Source organism: Psychrobacter sp. R86515 (assembly GCF_042466315.1).
GTDB lineage: Bacteria > Pseudomonadota > Gammaproteobacteria > Pseudomonadales > Moraxellaceae > Psychrobacter.
In genome coordinates, this window is the sequence record NZ_JAXHCC010000001.1 from 389,060 (window position 1) to 410,014 (window position 20,955).

The following is a 20,955-nucleotide window of genomic DNA, read 5'->3' on the forward strand; positions in this document are numbered from 1 at the left end:
TTATGCCAAATGTCAATTGTTTAGAGTAGCGCCTATTGTAAAGCCGTGGCATAGAAGGCTAATCATGCAATATCGCCCGTCTGCGCACAAGACTATTTATATAAGGTTTTTGCTATTGATAGGTATGTTTGGTTAGTAATTGGGTAAGTACCAATAATAAATGCTGTACTCTTCTATTAACACGTCGATTGAAAGCGCTTATAAAAAGCCGTGATAAGCAACAGCTGTTATAAAGAGCGGTTAACGAACACCAGTCATTACCTGTCATCGTCATTTCCGATACGCTTGCATCACGTCTCGTAAGTCGTCTATGATGACGCAGTAGCTATCGATAATAGCCATTAGCAGTACCGATTCATTAGCGGTACTGACCAAAAATAATGCAATACCAATCAATCTTGTCGGGGTGCTTTGATTTAACGCTGTAGACACAGCCCACATCATCGCTGAGATATACCCGTGAACCTGAAGCAGTTAGCACTGACGTAGGAAACAAGCGTGACATACCCTCAGAGGTCTATAAATAAGAGCAGTCTATAGATGATGTACTGGTGATGATAACCATATCAAACGCCGAGCATCTGACAGTTAGCATCGAGACCTCGTCTTTCTTATTTGGCCTTTCTTGTTTTACTTTAATAGTATCAGTCTGATTGTTTTCCATAATCAAAAAGGAAACAACCATGCAGCCGACCACCAAACTTACACTGACCCTCGAATGGTTTTTAAACCCTGATCATCTGCCCTTTATCGCTGGTGTGACCACGGGGGCGTATGAGCAGGCAGGGCTTAATATCACCATTATCGAACCAGATGACCACTATGATGGCTTTGCCGAATTACAGAACCAAAGCATCGATCTGCATGTCAATGAGCCTATCCATCTGTTTGAGCATTACGCGCCTAATCTACGTGCGCTAGGCTGCTTTTTTGAGACCGATGGCGGCATATTGATGCAACGCGCTAGCATGGACAAGCTAAAAAACAATCAGCCAATCCGCATCTGCACCCCTGCTGCTGAAGAAAAAACCAATCGTATTGGCTTTGAGATATTAGCGCGCTATACCAAGAAAGATGGCTTTAGTATCAGCCGTGATAATGTGAGCTTTGTACAAAAAGACTTTTATCATATAAAAAACTTGCAAGAAGACCCAAGCCTAGATGGCGCATGGCTATGCTTTTATAATTTTGAGGGCGTTGAGGCGACTCATGAAGGGTTGGATTTTGAATTTATCGATCAACACCTGTCACCCTATCCGAACTTCTCAGCGTTAGAGATTCTGACGACAGATGAGATCTATAGCGCGAAAAAAGACGCAATAGATACCTTTATCCAAGTGACCAATCAAATGACCGAACTGTGTAAAAATGAGCCAGCCACTGCCCACCGTATGTATTACGACTATAGTAAAACCGAAGTCGATGCGCTGATGGATGCCATCATTGATAATACGCTGGGCAGATTGCTCACGCCTATCAAGCCTGATGCAAGTAAGTGGGAAGAACTGCGCGAGATGCTAGCCGAAATCGATATCGTAACCTTGACTGATGGGCAGTACCAATCGCTTTGGGCACTATAGATATTTTAGATTTTAAGATATTTTAAATAACAAAAAACCGCCATAGTGTTTGCTATGGCGGTTTTTTATTTAGCTGTCATCGAATAATGAGATCAACGCAGTCATACTTTTATAATGTAGTGACTATACCAAGTTGCTTGGCTTCTTTTAGCCACAATGGGAACTCTTCTAGCATATTTTCGTACAAGGCTTCTTCGCTGATATCGTCCAAGTCATCTAATTCAAAAAAGTCGCAATTATCAATCACGCGCCCTGTCATGTCGTCTAGTTTTTTGAGAATGCCATAACCACGACCACCCAAGCCCACAAACTGCCAAAATATCGGTAGTTTCGCGGCTTCCGTCATGACTCTCGTGATACCTCGGTTGTCATTTACCCCGCCATCACTGATAAATAGCACGTAGACAGGCACATCCAAGCCGTCCTTTTGATAAAACTCCGTCACGGCTTTCATGACCTCTGCTTCATTGTTGATGCGCGGGCCAAGTGCCCATTTACGCCAACCGCCATGAGCGTTGTTAATGAAACCGTCATAGTTGCTCAGTCCAATCTCGCCCAAATACTGCGGATCTCGGGCAAACGCCCAGCAGTCTAGCGCTTGGTCGTCATCGAAGTTCACTGCCAATGGCAATATGCGATTGACCACCTCTTGCACGCGGCCTTTTTTGTACTGTCTATTCATTGAGCCTGAAGCGTCTAGCACCAACGCCACTTTTGCCGTTAATTGCTGCAATTGGCGCTTCTCAAGCGATATCGTGGCTTTTTTGGCCAGATTGACCAGTTTTGGCGCTTTTTCTAGCATGACCTTCTCTAACGATGGCTTTGCTTGAACTGGCGTTGCGGTCGCCTCGAGTACTTGCGGACTACCTTCTTCTACATCGCCACCGAAATGCTGCACGATGGCGGCAAGTCCTCCATTAAAGCCTTGCGCCACGTTAGAAACCCGCCAAACACCACTTTTACGATAAAGCTGCATTAGCATACTGGCTTGCTGCTGGGCAAAGTCGGCTGCTTGATATTCTGCCTGCGCCTTTTGCGACTGCTGCCAAATGCCAATCTCTAACGATTGAATTTGATTGAGCGGCGTGTCGGCTGATAATACAAAAAACAAGCTGTCTATATTAGTAGCCAGTTTGGATAGATTGACTTCAAACTCGGCTTGGATGCCCTTACTCGCCGTTGGCTGCGACTCGTAATGGGTGAGCTTGATTTGCCCGCATGGTGAGGTTGGCTGATTATAAAACACCATGTAATCATCATTGATCAGTTTGCCCGCTGCGTCTAAGGCAAAACAGCTGATATCCATCTCTATCGGGCTTTGGCGGGTGAACTTGAGCGTGATGGGTGCAGTATCGTCAATAGCAAGGTTGCTTAAAGGCGCGCGTTGTCCGACAGTGAGATGGTTCATGGTGTTCCTCTTATTCATACAAAAGCTCTTCAGAAGCCTAAATTTTATCGTTACTTTTAATAGTCAGCTTGCTCAGCTCCTAAAGCTTTCAAACCCTGACTAATATACTCTTTGGTAGCAGAAGGCATTTTATCTTTGATAATTCTTCTCAACTCTTCATCTGATTCGTTTTTCACATGTTTTAGATGGAAAGTCCATATATCTCGGGTGGTTCTTTTTCCATATGTCTCTCTCCCTAGATACATGATAGAAACTAACTCTAATAGCTCTTTGCGATTCAACTCTTCTAGAAAGCTAAAATCTGCAGATAAATGATCTATAGCAAATTTAAACAGACTCCCTGAGCCTATAACTCCCCATTCGTTATCATCACTCTTTTCATCAGTAGGCCATTTCTCTAATAATAATAGTATCCTTGGTACATCTAATGAATTCAAATATATATAAAACTCTGGGTCATTTTCCCAACTACTATCATTTTCTAGAAATTGTGGCGGTTCAGGTTTAATATGTACTTCTGAATAAGGTTTTGGATAACAACTTCGAAATTTATCAAAGCCCATTTCTGAATGTCTGGCATCATATGTTGAGGGAAGTGAATTGTATAGAGAATGCCTGAAGACGAAAAGAAAACTACCTTCATATACCCTTGTAACACTTCTAGTATCGCCAAAAATATATTTACCCTGCCAAATGCTGTTATTATGCACTTCAGCAAAGGTCAAATCTCCATTTTCAAACTCTGTATAATCTACTACCTCATTATTTTTATATAATTCTGAATTAATAGGCTTTTCAATTGGTTTTGTTTCGAGAAAAAAATAGCTTTCCGAAGGTTTATATTGATAATTGACATAATGTAATGCCTTTGGAAGACAGTCATAGTTAGAGCCGCCATCCATTAGTAGCCTTATTTCTCCATTTTCTTTGACTTCAGCTCTAATCAAATCTAACCCACCCATCCTAGGTAAGAAACAATGATGCACAGCTGTGTCATTTCGAACAATCTTATTTAAAACAGAAACAATAACGTCTACATCATTAAATACTAAGTAATGAGCATTATATGGGTTTATTTCCTCTTGAAGATTTGTCCATTTTGAGGATATAAGAGCAGCAAAGTCTTTAGTCGCTTCTATCCATTTCACTAGATTTTCTTCAAACTCTTCAATATTTGGCCTTAGATTAGGGTCATTTTCTGTAGCTTTCTCAAGTAGATCATGTAGGTCTCTCAATTCTAATCGTTCATCTTTTAGAGCTAGTTCTAGCTTACTTTTAGCTGAAATAGCATATTGTCCATCAAACCCATTTTTATCCTTAGTTAGAAACATCCATAGAGTAACAGCTAAGGAGTAAACGTCCGCTGGTCTAAAATCAGCATTAATATCTTTGACAAATCTTAATTCAGGAGCGATAGTTGCAAAATTACCAAGTTTATTTTTAACCTGAGTAATACGTCTATCTTTACACCTTAAAGGAGCTGATATCAAACCAAAATCAGCTAAAGCAAGGTTTTCATCTAAATTAAGTATGTTGTCAGGCTTAATATCTCTATGAGCCATACCTTTACTATGGATATAATTTACAGAAGAGACTATATTTAGATATTCATCACATACTTCCGTTGCATTTTTATTATTTAGCAGACTAGAGGCCGAGGTGCAAATAGGCATTGAAAACCAACAATTATTTAATCCTGTATGATATTCATATATGCTTATGATGGATTCGTGATCAAAGCTTGATTGCGTAGTAACCTCTCTTTCAAATCGCTGTTTCTGATAATCTTGTCCACAACGAACAAACTTAATAGCTATCTTTTCAGATTCCATATCTTTTTGAGAAGCTGACCACACTACTCCATTACCTCCTTTACCTATTTTTTTATCTAATACCCAATCACTATAGTTTCCCTTAATAACATTACCAACTTTTATATTTTTAAAACTCATTATCCAAACTCTTTTATATTTATATAATTAATTATCTGTCAGTACCTTTAGAAGATGTCGTTTATACTATCTACTTTTGACACCCTCCTACTGATTAGAACAAAGCATCTAAATCATCTGGAACAGCTTTTTTTCTACCTTCTTTATAGTTCTCAATATCTGTGTCCATCCTTTCCTTCCAAGACCTGCCTCGCTTAATATCTTCTACTTTTTTATTCCAACCAAGAACATAATATGTGTTCCAACTTTCCTCAGAAACTTGTGTTTTGACCACATTTAATAGTACCCATTCGCACTCCAGATATTCGTTAGCTTCCACACTATCGCTCGTCTCATGCAGTCTTATAAATTTGTTGTAGTATGACTCATCCATAGTAAAGCTCCTTTTTTGAATTACATCTGACTAATAATACAACTATACAGATAACTGTAGACTTATTTTTAGAAAAATAAAAAAGCCACCTAAAATTAGGTGGCTTTTCATGTCTAAGTTAAAAATGTTACAACGCTTTCAACTGCTCCATCTGCGCCGTCATCGCGGTCAACTGCCCTTCTAGCTCAGCCAATTTCGCCTTCTCAGCATCGACCACTTCCGCAGGTGCTTTACTCACAAAGCCTTCATTACCTAGCTTACGCGCGATACCTTCGGCTTGACCTTTCAACTTATCATATGACTTACCTAAGCGTGCCAGCTCAGCCGTTGGATCGATCAGACCTTTCATCGGTACGAGTACACGTAGCTGACCGACCATACTTGATGATGACAGTGGCACCTCATCGCCTTCTTTGACGATCTCTAAGCTCTCGACTTTGGCAAGCGCTTTGAACTGGTTTTTGATACGTGATAGACGCGCTTCTTCATCGCTAGAGACGTTTTGTAGTAACACTGGCAGACGTACTGCATTACCCAGTTTCATCTCACCACGGATGTTACGGACGCTCGCGATTAGCTCCTGTAGCCATGCCATATCCGCTTCGGTCTGCTCACTGATTTGGCTGGCATCGGTCTGTGGATAGTCAGCAACCACGATGCTGTCGGTGTTTTTGCGACCCAGTAGCGGTGCGATGGTCTGCCAGATTTGCTCAGTCAGATACGGCATAATTGGATGGGTGAAACGTAGCGCAGTCTCTAGTACGTGCAGTAGTACATAGCGGATTTGCGCTTTACGCTCGTCCGATACCGAGTCATCATTTAGACTGGCTTTGGCAAGCTCAACATACCAATCACAGTACTCATTCCAGATAAACTCATAGATATCTTGGCTGACCATATCGAGACGATATTGAGCGAAATGTTGATGGATATCAGTAATGGTAGAGTTTAGACGACTCATGATCCATTTTTCTGGTAACTCCCATACATCAGTGTTTGCCGTTTGGTCAATCGGCTTAGCATTGCTATCACCATCGACACAGTTCATCAGTACAAAGCGGCTGGCGTTCCAGATTTTATTACAGAAGTTACGATAGCCCTCGACACGCTTTAGATCAAAGTTGATATCGCGACCGGTACTGGCAAGTGAGGTAAAGGTAAAGCGCAGTGCATCCGTACCATACGCTGGGATGCCTTCTGGGAACTCTTTACGCGTTTGCTTTTCGATTTTGGCCGCGTCTTTTGGGTTCATCATATTGCTGGTACGTTTTTCCACCAACGCTTCTAGCTCAATACCGTCGATCAGATCAATCGGATCTAAGACGTTACCTTTTGATTTTGACATTTTTTGACCGTTGCCATCACGTACCAGACCATGCACATAGACGGTCTTAAACGGTACTTGCGGCGTGCCGTCTTCGTTTTTCACAAAGTGCATGGTCATCATGATCATGCGCGCAACCCAAAAGAAGATAATGTCAAAACCTGTTACGAGCACGCTGGTCGGATGGAAAGTGTCCATCACGCGTGGATCGGCGTTGACGTCTGCCCAGTCAAGCGTACTGAACGTCCATAGACCTGAGCTAAACCACGTATCGAGCACATCATCATCTTGGCGCAGTTTTACGTCATCGCTTAGGTTGTATTTGCTACGCACTTCTGCTTCGTCACGGGCGACATAGATTTCACCTGTCGCATCGTCATACCATGCAGGGATACGATGTCCCCACCACAGCTGACGGCTGATACACCAGTCTTGTAGATCGGTCATCCACGCCATATACATGTTTTTGTACTGTGCAGGGACGAACTCAATGCTGCCGTCTTCTACTGCATCAATCGCAGGCTTAGCAAGCTCTTTGACCGCGACATACCACTGATCGGTCAACCACGGCTCAACGATCGTACCGCCACGCTCAGCACGCGGGGCTTTGAGTGCATAGTCTTCGATATCTTCTAACCAGCCTTGCTCGCCTGCTTGCTCTACAAGGAACTTACGCGCCGCAAAACGCTCAAGTCCTGCATATTCGCTCGGCGTAGTCTCTAGCTCTGGCTCACGTGTTTGCAGATCAGGATAGACTTCCATCGCTGGCAAAATATTGGCGCGCTCATCAAGGATGTTAATCAATGGCAAGCTATGACGACGACCCAATTCATAATCGTTAAAATCATGCGCTGGGGTGATTTTGACACAGCCCGTACCGAAGTCTTTTTCGACATAGTCATCAGCGACGATAGGCACGACACGACCCGTAATTGGCAAGGTAATGGTTTTGCCGACTAAGTGTGCATAACGCTCATCGCTAGGATTGACTGCGACAGCGGTATCACCAAGAAGCGTTTCAGGACGCGTAGTAGCAACCACTAGATAGTTTTTACCATCTTGAGTTAATAGTTCTGTATCCGTGAAGTGATAGCGGAAATGCCACAAGCTGCCTTTTTCATCATGGTTTTCTACTTCTAAATCAGATAATGCGGTTTGGAACTTTGGATCCCAGTTAACTAAACGCTTACCACGATAAATAAGTCCATCGTCAAACAGGCGTACGAACACTTCTTTTACTGCATTGGACAAACCATCATCCATGGTAAAGCGCTCACGCGACCAGTCAACCGAGCTGCCCAAACGGCGAATCTGGCTAGTGATATTGCCGCCCGACTCTTCTTTCCATTCCCATACTTTATCGATGAAGTCTTCACGCGTCATATCACGGCGCTTGATGCCTTGCGCCTCCAAGCGACGCTCAACAACCATTTGAGTCGCGATACCCGCATGATCCGTACCTGGCTGCCATAGCGTATTGTCACCATCCATGCGGTGATAACGGGTGAGCGCATCCATAATAGCGTTGTTAAAACCATGACCCATGTGTAGCGAGCCCGTGACGTTTGGCGGTGGCAGCGCGATAGAAAACGACTCGTCTTTATCAAAAGTCGGCTGAAAATAGCCGCTTTCTTCCCAGCCTTGATACATACCTGCTTCGACTTCCGCAGGATTGTAGGCGCTCTCTAATTGGCTTAGCGCCGCTTGGATCGACTGGGTCAAATTGGTTTTCGCATTGCTATCAATGCTGGTATCGGTATTAGGATTGCTCATAATAGGGTAATCTTATTGTTGATAATGAATGTGGTCAAAATGAGATAGCGCAAAACGCTATAAAAACAGGAAAAATAGTTGATAGTGTGATTTTAACGCAGATAGGCAGATTTTGTTAGATGGTAAGGTAATTTATAAAGCTTGAAGGTGATTTATTACTCAAATTGTTAATCAATTAACAACAGCAATCCGAAGAATGAGAAATATAATAGAGATTACTTACGTAGCAAAATCATTAGCCTATAACCAGCGAGCCAACCGTGTCCCAAGATACCGAGCATGACCATGATTCTCAGGCTAACCGACCAAACGATGAGCGTACAAATGCGAGTACCACTACTCCTGTGCCTGAAGGTGACGATACGCTAGAAAAAAGCAGCGATTCTTCTAAAGACATTGAGGTAGACAAGGAAGCAGACGAACCTATCAAAGCCACCGAAGACTTAGAAAATGACGACCTGCCAGAAGAAATCAGCGACGAAGACAAAGAAACCATCAAAAAGGTCGCCAGTGATGACAATCTAAGCCAAGCAAAAAGCTACGCCAGCATCTTAGTCGAGCAGGTTATCCACGCAAAAGAAACCTTTGAGCGTTCACTTGGCTCGCTATTTACCAGTGCTTTTACGGCTGGGCTAGAGATTGGCATCAGCTTTTTTATGATTTTATCAGCGTTTGCTCTACTCAATGACGTGATACCAAGTCGCTATGCCATGGTGCTGTCGTCACTGCTATATCCAATCGGCTTTATTATCGTGGTGATTGGTCAATCGTTATTATTTACAGAGCAGACGTCCCTCTTGAGCCTGCCTGTCTTAAATAAAATTGAACCGCTGCACAAGCTCCTGCGGCTATGGGGTATCGTCATCGCTGGTAATATCGTTGGCGGTTGTATCTTTGCAGCGTTAATGATTGGTCTGGGGCTTCATATGCACCTGTTTACAGACCATGCTATCGATGTCTATGCCGAGCATATCTTAGGTTTTGAGTGGTGGGTTATCTTTGGTAGCGCGGTGTTGGCAGGCTGGATGATGGGCGTGGCTGCATGGCTAGTGACCTCTGCACGGGACACACTTAGCCGTATCGTACTGGTGACGCTTATTACTGGTAGTATTGGGTTTTTAGGCTTGCATCATAGTATCGTGGGTAATATCGAGGTATTTTCAGCGCTGCTATATGGCAATACCGTCAGTCTCTGGCGCTACTTGGTATTTTTAGTCGTGGTACTGGTGGGCAATACGGTCGGCGGTGTGGTATTCGTCGCGGTACTCAAAAACCGTACGTTCTTATTTGAAATTGAAAAAGTGAAAGAACAAGCCGCTGAGGCAAGAGCGAAAATGGACAGACGAAGATTTTAGACTTGAGCTAAACTGATTTGAGCTAAACTGATTTGAGCTAAACTGATTTGAGTTAAACTGATTTGAGCCAAAACTGGTTTGAGCCAAAACTGGTTTGAGTTAAAACGAGCATTAAACGCAAAAGCCCATAACCTGCTTCAATATACGAAGCGGATTATGGGCTTTTTTTATTGCACTATAAACTGCTGCTTGTTTGCCAAGAATTGTCTCAACTGGCGCAACAATGCGTTACTACGGTTATCTTAAACCTCTTACATTCTACGTGCTGCCAATACACTGTTTTCTATCTCGGTTCTTTTGGCTTTATTGTGCTGGGCAGTAAATACTCTGACCATGATACCAGCGGTCAAGAACATGATTAGTGTATAAATGGCTGGCGTCATTGACATCTTATAATTGGCCAATAGCGTCAGTGCCATAAACATTGAAAGCGTACTGTTTTGCAGGCCGACTTCCATAGTAATCGAGCGTCTTTGCGCAGGATTTAGACCGAACCATTTACTGGTGTAATAACCAAGCGCCATCGTCGATACGTTCAATATCAATGCCACAGGGCCAGTAGCGATTAACGCTTCAACGATAATGTCTCGTTGCACATAGCTTAAGAAAAGTACCAAGAAGCTCAAAAATATCACGCCAAAACGAGACACCATCACCTGTCCCTTGTCTGCCGCGTTAGGGGCATAGCGTTTGATCAACATACCAATACTGACGGGTAAGATAGTCAGAGCGATTAGGCTGATCATGGTCTTGACCACTGGCAACTGAAACTCACTACCCGCACCCATGAAATATACGAGCGAAAAACTGAGGACGATAGGAATAGTAAATACGGTAATGACACTGGCAATAGCGGTCATGGTGACCGAAAGTGCAACATCACCTTTGGCTAAATAGGTAAATAGATTCGATGTCGTGCCACCAGGACACAGTACCAGCAACATAACCCCGACGGCATATTCTGGCTCGAGAGACATGGTGGTTGCCAAGGCAAAACCTACGAGCGGTAAGAATATTAGCTGATTGGTCAAGCCTATGGCGACTGCTTTAGGGTATTTGACGACTCTCTTAAAATCATTGGTAACTAAGGACAATCCCATTCCCATCATAATCAAAAAGATACTAATAGGAATGACTTTTGCATTTATAAACGTGACTAACTCAACACCTTCCATAACTACATCCTTGTAGATAGAGCCCTTACACGGGCAGGTTTATGACAACCTCGTCATGCTCAATCAGCCAATCCTGCTGATATCTTGGGTAAAAGCCACCGACGTTGTCAGCTCTTTATATGACACTTTTCCATACAGTCGTGCTTTTCAAACCGACAATTTTTGATAAAACTGGTTACTACGAACCGAAATAATAACGGAACGACAAAATTCAGTATATCGTTGTAAAAGTGTATGGTTTTGATTTTTCTGACTACTCGTCAGTCAATTATAGGTTTTTACACTTGAAAATAAACTAGAAATGATTTAAGCGGAGGTTTTGTGATTTATAGCAGATGTAGAGTGAATATGGTCGATACTGATAACCGCTGTACCGTAGGCGATGGCTTCGACCATACTGCCTAATTGGTTGACATTGGTTACCTCAAGACGTAATCCATAGATATGCGTGTAGCCTTTGGCTTTTGCTTCAGTCCGCATACGAACGATGGCCTCGCGACGGGCACGATCTAGCAAAGTCTCATAGGTGGTTAAGTTTTTGCCAAAGACACTTAATACGCGAGCGATAATCATTTTGAAATAATCTTGAGCGATGACGACACTACCAAGCACCAACTCGCCTTCACTACCCGCTGCTAACTTGGGACGGTATAAACGTTCGCTTGAGACAGTGATATCGCCCAATGCTTGCTCTGCTACTGTTAGCTGTGCCAAATGCTGACGCTCATGGCGCGACCCAAAGAACCAGCCAGCCGCGAATAAGAAGACAAACGGCCCATAATTGATGAGCACTTGCGTGAGTGAATCATTCATGGCACGTTTCTCATCATAAAAAGCATCGGTGCTTTTAACATTATAGGATTTGGTATTATAGTTTTTAGCATTGTAGCTTTTAGTATTATAGGATTAACCAAAAGGATTGAAACGCGGTAAATCATCGGGTGCGACTTGGGTCTGAGTACTCACATTTTGACTAGAATGGTTGTAACCATCGCTTGGCGGGGTTTGATACTGCTGCTGTGATATCGGCGCGACCTTGACCGCCGTACCATAGACAAACAGCTCTGAGGCACCTTGGGCGATACTAGAAGTCGAAAAACGTAGACCGACCACCGCATCAGCACCGAGCGCCTCTGCTTTGACAATCATGCGATCGATTGCTTCTTGGCGTGACTCTTCTAATAGCTCGGTATAAGCCGTCAGCTCACCGCCAACGATGTTTTTTAACCCAGCAAATAGATCCTTACCCACGTGCTTTGAGCGCACGGTACTACCGTAAACCACGTCTAGGCGTTCAGTAATTTGATAGTTAGGTAAGTGTTCAAGATTAGAGAGTTGCACAGTCATAGGATGACCTTATCGGTGACTAATAAAATACAGGGTAAATCAAAGCACTGTAATACAGCATAAGCAAAATAGAAACAGCACTGCTAATAGTGCTGTTTCTTAGCATTACTAATCGTTGGTATGGAACAATAAGAACAATTCAGTCAAATTGCCTTCGATGCTATTGGCCATCTGTACCATCTTATCTTCGTCTTTACGCATCTCAGACAGCTCTGGATCTTCATCATCGATACCGCTTAGTACGATCATTGGCAAGGTCAATACTGCTACGTCTTCTGCCGTTTCTTGATCTTCGAACCAATCGCTTGCTTCGTCACCATACATGGCATCGACAAAACCGATTGACCAAGCAACGATGTCTGACTCGTCAGAGAAATCAACCGCCACTTCTTCGTTACCAGCATCTTCACCAAACGGTAATTCGATCGGCGTCTCGTTTTTTAGCTCAGCCATGATCGAATCGCGCCAGCGTTTGATGCCATCGATGACGTTGTCTGGAATCTCACTTACGTGACCTTCGAACAGGGCATCCATCCAGTTAGGCAATGGACGACCGATAACCGTCGCCGTCAAAAAACCATGCGCTGCGACACTATCTAGCACGAACTGGCTTTCTTGATTGTCCAAATAGTCTAGTAATTCATCAAAACTTAGTTGGTTACTCATAATTTGGTTTTCCTTAGCAGATAGATGTCATCAATCGCAGTGGGCGATCGGTTAAATAAAAGAGGACGAGTACTTATTTTAAGACTAAAGGCTGCTTAATTAACCAAACTCAAGCAACCTTTATCAGGTAAGTATTATCGAGATGAACTGGTTGCGAGCAACCTTAGAAAATTAGAAAAGTAGCAAACAGCAGGCAACCAACTTGACTGGTTAAATGATTTTAGTCATTAAAATAGTCGCTGTCATTAAAGTAGTTACCGTCATTAAAGTAGCCATTAGAGCACTTTAGTCCACTGAAACGACTGATGCCGACAAATTAAAAATCGTCATCATCCCAATCATCGCCGTCTTCATCGAAGTTGTCTATGTCGTCTAGATCGTCTTTTAACTCTTTAGCCAAACGCTTTTCTTCTAGCAAATTATCGATTAGCCGACGTTTTTCAAGACTACTTAAACGTGTGCGTACGCTCGTCTCAGCTTCTTCAACCATCTTTGCATCATCATCGTCGACAAAATCATCATCAAAATCGTCGTCAATATCAGCGTCACTCATGACAAACTCCTATCATTTTTAGGCAAGGGTATTAAGAATACATCAATATATATATGCCTTATAAAGTCTCTATTGAATGTTGTCAATCCTTTTTCGCAATATGGTACATTTCAACTCTACGATTAAGATAGTCCAGTAGGCTATATAATAGACAATTGTAATATAAATGACCAAATACAGTCGGCATTAAATGTGTAGCTCGTCCTCATCTTCAATCATTAGAACTGCGTTGCGCACATCGGCCAAACGCTGAATCAATGAGTCATTAGCACCATCAAATATCGCACACTCGCGCTCATAGACAGTGGTTGGGCGCATGATGTTATGTACTTGTACATGATTGCTGATTTGCTTGAGACCGGCGTTTGGCAATAGTATTAATAGCTGTTCTTTTTTGCCGATACTCTGGAGCAAGTGAGTCATTGGCTCTGACTGCGCGTCATCACTCACGCCTGCTTTCGCTGGCAAAGCAAAGCGCGACAGCTCAATATGCTTGTCGTGGATAATTTTGTTGAGCATTAAATATAGTTTGGCAAGCATCACGCCTGCGAGTGCCACTTTTGCATGGCTATTATCAGCCTTTAGTACCACACTTGCGCCATTATCTTCAAAGTGCGCTTCATTCATCGCACTCACGCCCAATAGCAATGGTTGTCTTAACAACTCAGTCACGGCTTGATTAAGCAGCTGGGTGCAGAGTGCTAGATAAGGCAGACGCTGCGCAGGTGCAAGGCGTTCAAGCATATTGAACTCATCATGGAATACCACTTGGACTTTGACGCTATCAACAGACCGTGTGGCAGATAGCTTAGACGTATGGCTGGCAACTTGCGAAGCAACACCGTCTGTATCTGCTATTTCGCTTTCGCTACCTTCACTCGCACTCTCTAGATTGTCAGTATCACTACCTGCCTCTTGGTTTTGCTGGGTTCTAAGATACTCGTTCACTTCGTTATGCACATTAAACTTGCGCGCATTAGTCACTTCGTCATCTGTGGCATTAACCGTATTGTCAGTCGCTACTTGACTGTCTGCTAAATGAGACGCTGATTGACCCGTTGACTGGCGCTCAAGTTCACGGTCATAGCCGCGTTGATCGACTAGTCTGTATTGGTCGCGATACAATTCTTGGATATCTCGACTTAATGCATTTATTTGCTCTTTGGTCGGACGAGCGAGGTAACCATAAATCAACCAAAGCAGTAAATGTAACAGCATAGTACCGATAACAAACGGCCATTGCATGGCGATAATCTCGCCTTTGCTGACGTCTTTTAGGGTCAGTGCAACGCTACCGATGACTGCATCGCCATTGGTGGCGATTTGGCGAATGGTGTCACCTTGCTGCATCGGCGCATTGCCTACTGGCACCAAGATATCATCGTTGTTGTCTTTAATCAGTATCCGTGTGACGTCTTGCTCGCTGGTATAACGATTGGCAATAACGCTTAAACTCACACGGTCTTTATTTTCTAAAGACAACCTTGCTTCATCAATCAGCTGGGCGACCATCTGCTCGCCTTTTAACGCACGACTATTGCTCAGCTGTTGGTCAGTACTAATGACCAATAACAGCGTCTGCAAACAAAAACTAACCAGAAGAATAATGGCAAACAACCCTTGCCGCGGCGCTAAATACGTCATGATATGTTAAACTTTTTTGGAGAGAAGAAATTAAAAAACGAGGCTACTGCTCATTTTTTGGCTAATTTTTAAACAATTGTGATGTGCGCCAACTGTGATGCGCACGTAGTTATAAAGCAGTACTGATTATTAACGACTATCGACACCATCAATATTGTTGCCAGCTTCGCTATCTTTTGCCTTGCAATCTTTTGCAAAGGCATCGTTAATAAGAAAGCACCGTTGATAAACAGCCAGCTTATCTCATCTACTATATCACCATAATAAGCCTTATAGCGTGAGCGCTTTATAAATTTATCATAATAACTTTATTGCATTTTCTATGGCTTCTTACGCCATAAAATCTGTTTTTTAGCATCATTGTTACTTTGCGCGTCATCTATAGGCGCTGCCCAGTAAAACTGTTATTATTCCTAATCTTATATGAGCATACAAGGGACAATTGAGCCATGCCAAAAAATACATCTTATTCGTTACCAAAAGACAGCAAAGCATGGCAACAAGCCGTTGATTCTATTGCGGCATTATTACCCGAAGATACCAATTTGCAAGACTTTGATGCGCTACAGTCGCTACCTGTTTTTGCGCTCATCGTAGTACTGCCGACTCAGGTATCCGCGTTAGATATTCATCAGTACGTTCAGTCGTGGGTCGACGAACAGCCAAGTTGGCATCTAGTGACCGTTGCCGAAGATACTGACGCTAGCTTCGTCAATATCACGGTATCTGATACAGAGCCCACAGCAGCGGACGCACAGCGCCTACCCTTTACCCATACTCAGGTCTACCGTTATCTGTTAGCGCCAGTCACTGACACACTAATGCATCCTGGCAAAAAAACAGCAGCCGCTCACATCATTGATGATCAGCTGACCGCTCGCTTGCGTCGTGACCTAACTGAAGAATATAACAATACACGCAGTGCAGATAGCACAGGCAACATAAACGTCGTAGACTGTCATATCTTGTCTGTCGGTCATATGCTACGGACACATAAGCTTGCCTGCTTTGACATGGATTCAACCTTGATCGAGCAAGAAGTCATCGTAGAGCTAGCAAAAACGGCTGGGATTGGCGAAGAAGTTGAAGCCATCACTGAATCAGCAATGCGCGGTGAAATTGATTTTGATGAATCGTTTGCTCAGCGTGTGGCTTTGCTAAAAGGCACCTCTACTGACGTGCTAGATGATATCTGTAGCCGCTTAACGTTATCGACTGGTGCGCGCACGACGATTAGTGCGCTAAAAGCACTGGGCTATCATACGGTGCTGGTCTCGGGCGGCTTTACTTATTTTGCCCGTTATATCGCTGAGCAGCTGGGTATCGATGAAGTACATGCCAACGCTCTAGATATCGAAGAAGGTGAAGTGACTGGTCATGTACAGTGGCCTATTGTCAACGGTGCCAAAAAAGCTGCTATCGTTGAGCATACCGCTGAGCGCTTAGGCATTGAGATGTCACAAGTGGTCTGTGTTGGTGACGGTGCAAATGACTTACCGATGATGGCATTGGCCGATCTGGGTGTGGCCTATCATGCCAAACCAATCGTTCAAGCACGTGCTGATGCCGCTATCAACGTGACAGGACTTGAAGGTACTCTGTACGCTCTTGGCTATCCAGCACTAGCGCCTACTGAGTAATTGTAGAACGCTTTATGCCATTTCATAAGCTAGGTTAATGTTTTGTCATTAATCTAGCTTTTATGCTTTAGGGCATGGTTTAAACAAGAAAAGCAGCGTAGATAGTATCGATATATTAACTAGCTATTTGACGATGTTTGGTAAAAATTGGCCATTTTTAGTTCAGTTAGATGCCTATTAAGTGAATAGAAGACACGCCCTAGTACGTGATGATAATTAATACAATATTCTATTCATACTGATGTTTAGCTAACGCCTGTTTTAGTTATTACTCATTTTTAACTATTACTCATTTTTAGATGCTACTTATTTTTAGCTAATGCTTACTTTCAGATGACACTTATTTTTAAATGATAAAGGAATGCCCATGACGGCACCACAACCTCCACGGCCAACTCAGCCGTCAGCGCCAACGCCACTAGAAAAAGATACGGTACCTGTACGTACCGATAGCCCAAAACAGCTGGTAGGTATCTATGTCAGAGGTATGGCCATGGGCGCAGCTGATATTGTGCCTGGCGTCTCTGGCGGCACCATTGCGTTGATTGCAGGGATTTACGAGCGCTTGATTAACGCACTTGGCAGTATCGGCCCCAATCTTTGGACGATATTCTGTCAGGAAGGTGGCATAAAAGGATTCGCGGCTATTTGGCGACAAGTAGATGCGACGTTTCTATTGTGTTTGCTACTAGGCATTGCCACTAGCTTTGCGACCTTAGCCGGTATCATTAAGCATTTATTGGACAACCAACCATTGCTTATTTGGTCGTTCTTTTTTGGACTGGTCGTCGCAACGGTATTTATCTTACTCAGTGAAATTAAACGCTGGAATATAGGGCGTGTCGCACTGTTCGCGACTGGGCTTATTGCCGCTGTGGTCCTTAGTAGTATGCCGTTACTCACGACCACGCCTAGCTTACCGTATTTGTTTTTTGCAGGGGCAATCGCTATTTGTGCCATGATCCTACCGGGCATATCAGGGTCGTTTATTTTGCTATTGCTAGGCGCTTACGATGCGGTATTAGAAGCAGTCAATACCATGAATCTAAGTGCCATTTTCACAGTCATTGCGGGTATGGCGACTGGGCTATTGCTATTCACGCGCGCACTTAAGTGGCTACTTTCGCATTATTACCAAGCTACTTTGGCATTGCTGACAGGCTTTATTGCAGGCTCTCTAATAAAAGTATGGCCATGGAAAGTAGATGCGCTAGGCTCGCTAAATACTGAAGCTGTCCATAATGTCATGCCATGGCAATACCCTACTGGCGCACAGTGGTCAACGACAGTAGGACTTATGCTACTCGGTGCTATCCTAGTTTCGTTATTATCGTGGTGGGGTAATCGTACCAATCGAGTCTAAGTATTTAGCAAACTGTCAATCCTGTTTTCTAGTTTAGTGTGGTTTGCTAGCTAATAAACGCTTTCCTAGTCCAGCAAAACCATTTCCATATTCCTCAAAATAAGCGCCTACCTTTAAGGCGCTTAGCCTAACATCTAGCCATCAAATATCACAAAACAAGCCAAAAAACCAAACGTCAACGGTTGTCGCAAAGTCGCCTGTACCCTCTTCAGCTTTACTCAATAACCTCTCATAATAGTCTCATTGGAATTCACCTTATGAATAGCGAGATGAATGATGTTAATGACTATATTTTCTTTTATCGGTATAGAGGCATGGAACGGCGCGGCATGGCTTGGTTATGGGCTGCTAGCCAGTTTAGTAGTGGTGCTCGCCTTATCGTCATATCGTTGGCTACTGCTATATCTATTTGGCGGTATGGCTTATTGGTTCACCGTTGAGTTGATTCAAAATATATTAGCAGGTCGCCCTATGTTGATGGAGCTATCATCATGGCATCGCTATATCATCGCTATGAGCATCAGTTGGTTACCGTTAGCAGCTTGGGTACTGTATCGGGCATTACGCTATGATGATGTGAGCCAAACAGTTAGTCAGCAACGTGAGCTAGAAGCCGCACGCTATATCGAACACACTCCTGTCTACGATGATAACTATCAGCCACGTTTCCGTTAAAACTGTCCTATTTATACCTCTGTTTGTCTATATCAATACCTTGCTTACGTCAGTGATATCGAATGTTACAAGATACTTAACGCTCTCTACTTAACTCCTAAAGAGTTGACACCCTGTGATAGTTTATAATCCAGTTATATATTTGTCATAAAAACTGGTATAAAGTACGCTTTATTTTTATGCCTCATTTCTTTAGGAGTTCTGCTATGTTTACTGTTCCTGTATTAGATATCAAATCTGATCCATTAGATGCTTTATTGGCTGTCGTTGGCTATCGTTTGTCTATGTTAGCTGATAGCGATAACGAAGACGTCAAAGCGTTATTCGCTGATCGTCAAGTTACGATTGAGTTTGCTAGTACTGAGTCAGATATCGCCCGTTCTTTTAGCTTTGACAATGGACAGTTCAGTCAACAAAGCGGTCATGCAAAAGAAGCCGATTTGACCATCACTTTCAAAGACTCTATGACTGGCGTTAGACTCCTAACCAAAGGTAGCTTGCCTGCCTTTATGACTGCAGTACAAGAAGGTAACTTGAGCATCGAAGGCGACTATAGCCTAATGATGTGGTTCAACAAACTTGCTAAGCATATCGTTCCAGCTATCCCAGAAGAGTGCAAACCATATATCCAAAAAGCCAAGCCTTACGCTTATAAAGCACAGAAATTTGCTGAGCATTGGGTTGGTATTGCTAAGCACAAACTTGGTAAATAAATAGAATGGTGCACTGAGCGGTAGTCATTGGTAGAATGGATGATATAGAACTAAATAGCCAAACGTATAGTTACTATTTATGTGCGCTACTGTGACAATTATACATACTGTCTAGCAGTGTTCTGATTTTCTAAAAAGGTTGCGGTATACTATACGGCAACCTTTTTTGTTACCTTATAAATGACAATAGATAAAAACATTGGTTTTATTTAATACCCTCTCATTCTTATAAAAGGACTTACCTTATGGCAGGATTGCTTAGCATCTCCGAACCTGACGCCAACCAGCCAACTGATGTAGCTACTCAGCCAGATACGACCAATAGTGATTTTTTGGCCAATCTAGCCACAGACGCGACTCAAACTGATAGTAAAGTAGCTACCATGTATAGCCGTGAAGAAATCGAGCAACTGTTTGATTTACCTCTAATGGACTTGTTATTACAAGCACAGACCATCCATAGAAAGCACTTCACTGCTAATGAAGTGCAAATCAGCACGCTACTCTCTATCAAAACGGGCAACTGCCCTGAAGATTGCGGCTATTGCTCACAGTCAGGTCACCATCGCGACACCACCAAACTACAAGCAGAAAAGCGCATAGAAGTTGACAAAGTCATCGCTGCGGCCAAGCGTGCCAAAAACAGTGGCTCATCGCGCTTCTGCATGGGTGCCGCGTGGAAACATCCAAGTGCCAAAGACATGCCTTATGTGGTTGAGCTGATCAAAGAAGTCAAAGCATTGGGACTTGAAACTTGTATGACGCTAGGTATGCTCGATACCAATCAAGCAACACAGTTGGCCGATGCAGGGTTGGATTACTACAACCATAACCTAGATACTTCGCGCAGCTACTATGAACAAGTCGTCAGCACGCGTAGCTATGATGAGCGTTTAGACACGATAGAAAACGTGCGTAACTCTGGCATTAATGTCTGTAGTGGTAATATCGTTGGTATGGGCGAAAGCCGTGATGACCGCATCGATTGGGTACTTGAGCTGCTAAAAATGCCAAAAGCGCCTGAATCAATTCCAGTCAACTTACTGGTGCCTATTGCAGGGACACCAATTGGTGACAAAGTATTGGCTGAGGGTCAGCTATCTGTACTTGAGTGGATTCGTACTATTGCGGTCGCCCGTATTTGCTGCCCGACTAGCTATGTGCGTCTATCTGCTGGCCGCGAAAGTCTATCTGATTCTGAGCAAGCGTTGGCATTTATGGCAGGTGCTAACTCATTCTTTTATGGTGACAAGCTTCTTACCACCGGTAATGCAAGTCAATCAGGCGATGACAGACTCATGCGTGAGCTTGGTCTAACCAAACAGTTTGCCGCTCCAAGAGCACCTAAAGTACTGCCTGTAATGGATGCTATGAGTGGTCATCAAACACAAGTTGTATTGGCAGACTAAGCCCA

The 20,955-nt window shown here is 43.3% G+C and carries 18 protein-coding genes and 1 riboswitch; of the genes, 7 read left to right on the forward strand and 11 right to left on the reverse strand.

What is annotated here, in order from left to right:
- Nucleotides 1-270: 270 nt before the first annotated feature.
- Entirely contained in the window at nucleotides 271-432 is a 162-nt protein-coding gene (locus SJY28_RS01645; protein WP_379543210.1) for a hypothetical protein, read from the reverse strand.
- Nucleotides 393-509, forward strand: a riboswitch (TPP riboswitch). Its footprint overlaps the gene before it by 40 nt.
- Nucleotides 510-683: 174 nt before the next feature.
- On the opposite strand from SJY28_RS01645, the gene SJY28_RS01650 reads away from it, so the two are divergent.
- Nucleotides 684-1,580, forward strand: coding sequence for an ABC transporter substrate-binding protein (locus SJY28_RS01650; protein ID WP_379543211.1), 897 nt, complete (start codon nucleotides 684-686; stop codon nucleotides 1,578-1,580).
- 109 nt (nucleotides 1,581-1,689) lie between these two features.
- Here SJY28_RS01650 and SJY28_RS01655 read toward each other — a convergent pair whose 3' ends face one another.
- The 4 genes from SJY28_RS01655 to SJY28_RS01670 form a co-directional block, all read right to left on the reverse strand.
- Nucleotides 1,690-2,988 carry a VWA domain-containing protein gene (locus SJY28_RS01655; RefSeq protein ID WP_379543212.1) on the reverse strand — a complete coding sequence of 433 codons (1,299 nt, stop codon included), beginning with the start codon at nucleotides 2,986-2,988 and terminating at the stop codon, nucleotides 1,690-1,692.
- Between the two features lie 56 nt (nucleotides 2,989-3,044).
- Nucleotides 3,045-4,940, reverse strand: coding sequence for a protein kinase (locus tag SJY28_RS01660; protein WP_379543213.1), 1,896 nt, complete (start codon nucleotides 4,938-4,940; stop codon nucleotides 3,045-3,047).
- A gap of 94 nt (nucleotides 4,941-5,034) precedes the next feature.
- Entirely contained in the window at nucleotides 5,035-5,313 is a 279-nt protein-coding gene (locus SJY28_RS01665; RefSeq protein ID WP_379543214.1) for a hypothetical protein, read from the reverse strand.
- Between the two features lie 127 nt (nucleotides 5,314-5,440).
- Nucleotides 5,441-8,410 (reverse strand): valine--tRNA ligase, encoded by a 2,970-nt coding sequence (locus SJY28_RS01670; RefSeq protein ID WP_379543215.1) that lies wholly within the window; start codon nucleotides 8,408-8,410, stop codon nucleotides 5,441-5,443.
- A 260-nt stretch (nucleotides 8,411-8,670) separates the two neighbouring features.
- Here SJY28_RS01670 and SJY28_RS01675 point away from each other — a divergent pair, with 260 nt between their 5' ends.
- Nucleotides 8,671-9,765: a formate/nitrite transporter family protein gene (locus SJY28_RS01675; RefSeq protein WP_379543216.1), complete on the forward strand. Its 1,095-nt coding sequence runs from the start codon at nucleotides 8,671-8,673 to the stop codon at nucleotides 9,763-9,765.
- 251 nt (nucleotides 9,766-10,016) lie between these two features.
- On the opposite strand, the gene SJY28_RS01680 is transcribed toward SJY28_RS01675, so the two are convergent.
- From SJY28_RS01680 to SJY28_RS01705, 6 genes are all read right to left on the reverse strand, one after another.
- Nucleotides 10,017-10,940 carry a bile acid:sodium symporter family protein gene (locus SJY28_RS01680; protein WP_179799341.1) on the reverse strand — a complete coding sequence of 308 codons (924 nt, stop codon included), beginning with the start codon at nucleotides 10,938-10,940 and terminating at the stop codon, nucleotides 10,017-10,019.
- Nucleotides 10,941-11,246: 306 nt separating this feature from the next.
- Nucleotides 11,247-11,753: a YbjQ family protein gene (locus SJY28_RS01685; protein ID WP_296208188.1), complete on the reverse strand. Its 507-nt coding sequence runs from the start codon at nucleotides 11,751-11,753 to the stop codon at nucleotides 11,247-11,249.
- A gap of 93 nt (nucleotides 11,754-11,846) precedes the next feature.
- On the reverse strand, nucleotides 11,847-12,287 hold the full coding sequence (locus tag SJY28_RS01690) for a YbjQ family protein (RefSeq protein ID WP_379543217.1): 441 nt from the start codon (nucleotides 12,285-12,287) through the stop codon (nucleotides 11,847-11,849).
- Nucleotides 12,288-12,395: 108 nt separating this feature from the next.
- Nucleotides 12,396-12,953 carry a UPF0149 family protein gene (locus tag SJY28_RS01695; protein WP_101206057.1) on the reverse strand — a complete coding sequence of 186 codons (558 nt, stop codon included), beginning with the start codon at nucleotides 12,951-12,953 and terminating at the stop codon, nucleotides 12,396-12,398.
- Nucleotides 12,954-13,269: 316 nt separating this feature from the next.
- Nucleotides 13,270-13,506: a PA3496 family putative envelope integrity protein gene (locus SJY28_RS01700; RefSeq protein ID WP_057761656.1), complete on the reverse strand. Its 237-nt coding sequence runs from the start codon at nucleotides 13,504-13,506 to the stop codon at nucleotides 13,270-13,272.
- A gap of 186 nt (nucleotides 13,507-13,692) precedes the next feature.
- Entirely contained in the window at nucleotides 13,693-15,150 is a 1,458-nt protein-coding gene (locus tag SJY28_RS01705; protein ID WP_379543218.1) for a hypothetical protein, read from the reverse strand.
- A gap of 449 nt (nucleotides 15,151-15,599) precedes the next feature.
- Between SJY28_RS01705 and serB the strand changes: the two genes are divergently transcribed.
- From serB to bioB, 5 genes are all read left to right on the forward strand, one after another.
- Nucleotides 15,600-16,790 carry a phosphoserine phosphatase SerB gene (serB, locus tag SJY28_RS01710; RefSeq protein WP_379543219.1) on the forward strand — a complete coding sequence of 397 codons (1,191 nt, stop codon included), beginning with the start codon at nucleotides 15,600-15,602 and terminating at the stop codon, nucleotides 16,788-16,790.
- A 367-nt stretch (nucleotides 16,791-17,157) separates the two neighbouring features.
- Nucleotides 17,158-18,153 (forward strand): DUF368 domain-containing protein, encoded by a 996-nt coding sequence (locus SJY28_RS01715; RefSeq protein ID WP_379543220.1) that lies wholly within the window; start codon nucleotides 17,158-17,160, stop codon nucleotides 18,151-18,153.
- A 282-nt stretch (nucleotides 18,154-18,435) separates the two neighbouring features.
- Entirely contained in the window at nucleotides 18,436-18,828 is a 393-nt protein-coding gene (gene aciT, locus SJY28_RS01720; protein WP_379543221.1) for an AciT family ciprofloxacin tolerance protein, read from the forward strand.
- A gap of 206 nt (nucleotides 18,829-19,034) precedes the next feature.
- Nucleotides 19,035-19,541, forward strand: coding sequence for an SCP2 sterol-binding domain-containing protein (locus SJY28_RS01725; RefSeq protein ID WP_102090478.1), 507 nt, complete (start codon nucleotides 19,035-19,037; stop codon nucleotides 19,539-19,541).
- A gap of 383 nt (nucleotides 19,542-19,924) precedes the next feature.
- Nucleotides 19,925-20,950, forward strand: coding sequence for a biotin synthase BioB (gene bioB / locus SJY28_RS01730; RefSeq protein ID WP_379544891.1), 1,026 nt, complete (start codon nucleotides 19,925-19,927; stop codon nucleotides 20,948-20,950).
- The last annotated feature ends 5 nt before the right edge of the window (nucleotides 20,951-20,955 follow it).

What these genes read in the sequence shown, in the direction of transcription:
- bioB (WP_379544891.1), top strand. Translation starts at nt 19,925, where the DNA reads ATGTATAGCCGTGAAGAAATCGAGCAACTGTTTGATTTACCTCTAATG.
- SJY28_RS01725 (WP_102090478.1), top strand. Translation starts at nt 19,035, where the DNA reads ATGTTTACTGTTCCTGTATTAGATATCAAATCTGATCCATTAGATGCT.
- SJY28_RS01655 (WP_379543212.1), bottom strand. Translation starts at nt 2,988, where the DNA reads ATGAACCATCTCACTGTCGGACAACGCGCGCCTTTAAGCAACCTTGCT.
- SJY28_RS01690 (WP_379543217.1), bottom strand. Translation starts at nt 12,287, where the DNA reads ATGACTGTGCAACTCTCTAATCTTGAACACTTACCTAACTATCAAATT.
- SJY28_RS01660 (WP_379543213.1), bottom strand. Translation starts at nt 4,940, where the DNA reads ATGAGTTTTAAAAATATAAAAGTTGGTAATGTTATTAAGGGAAACTAT.
- SJY28_RS01665 (WP_379543214.1), bottom strand. Translation starts at nt 5,313, where the DNA reads ATGGATGAGTCATACTACAACAAATTTATAAGACTGCATGAGACGAGC.
- SJY28_RS01670 (WP_379543215.1), bottom strand. Translation starts at nt 8,410, where the DNA reads ATGAGCAATCCTAATACCGATACCAGCATTGATAGCAATGCGAAAACC.
- SJY28_RS01650 (WP_379543211.1), top strand. Translation starts at nt 684, where the DNA reads ATGCAGCCGACCACCAAACTTACACTGACCCTCGAATGGTTTTTAAAC.
- SJY28_RS01715 (WP_379543220.1), top strand. Translation starts at nt 17,158, where the DNA reads ATGACGGCACCACAACCTCCACGGCCAACTCAGCCGTCAGCGCCAACG.
- SJY28_RS01695 (WP_101206057.1), bottom strand. Translation starts at nt 12,953, where the DNA reads ATGAGTAACCAACTAAGTTTTGATGAATTACTAGACTATTTGGACAAT.
- SJY28_RS01700 (WP_057761656.1), bottom strand. Translation starts at nt 13,506, where the DNA reads ATGAGTGACGCTGATATTGACGACGATTTTGATGATGATTTTGTCGAC.
- SJY28_RS01705 (WP_379543218.1), bottom strand. Translation starts at nt 15,150, where the DNA reads ATGACGTATTTAGCGCCGCGGCAAGGGTTGTTTGCCATTATTCTTCTG.
- SJY28_RS01680 (WP_179799341.1), bottom strand. Translation starts at nt 10,940, where the DNA reads ATGGAAGGTGTTGAGTTAGTCACGTTTATAAATGCAAAAGTCATTCCT.
- aciT (WP_379543221.1), top strand. Translation starts at nt 18,436, where the DNA reads ATGACTATATTTTCTTTTATCGGTATAGAGGCATGGAACGGCGCGGCA.
- SJY28_RS01685 (WP_296208188.1), bottom strand. Translation starts at nt 11,753, where the DNA reads ATGAATGATTCACTCACGCAAGTGCTCATCAATTATGGGCCGTTTGTC.
- serB (WP_379543219.1), top strand. Translation starts at nt 15,600, where the DNA reads ATGCCAAAAAATACATCTTATTCGTTACCAAAAGACAGCAAAGCATGG.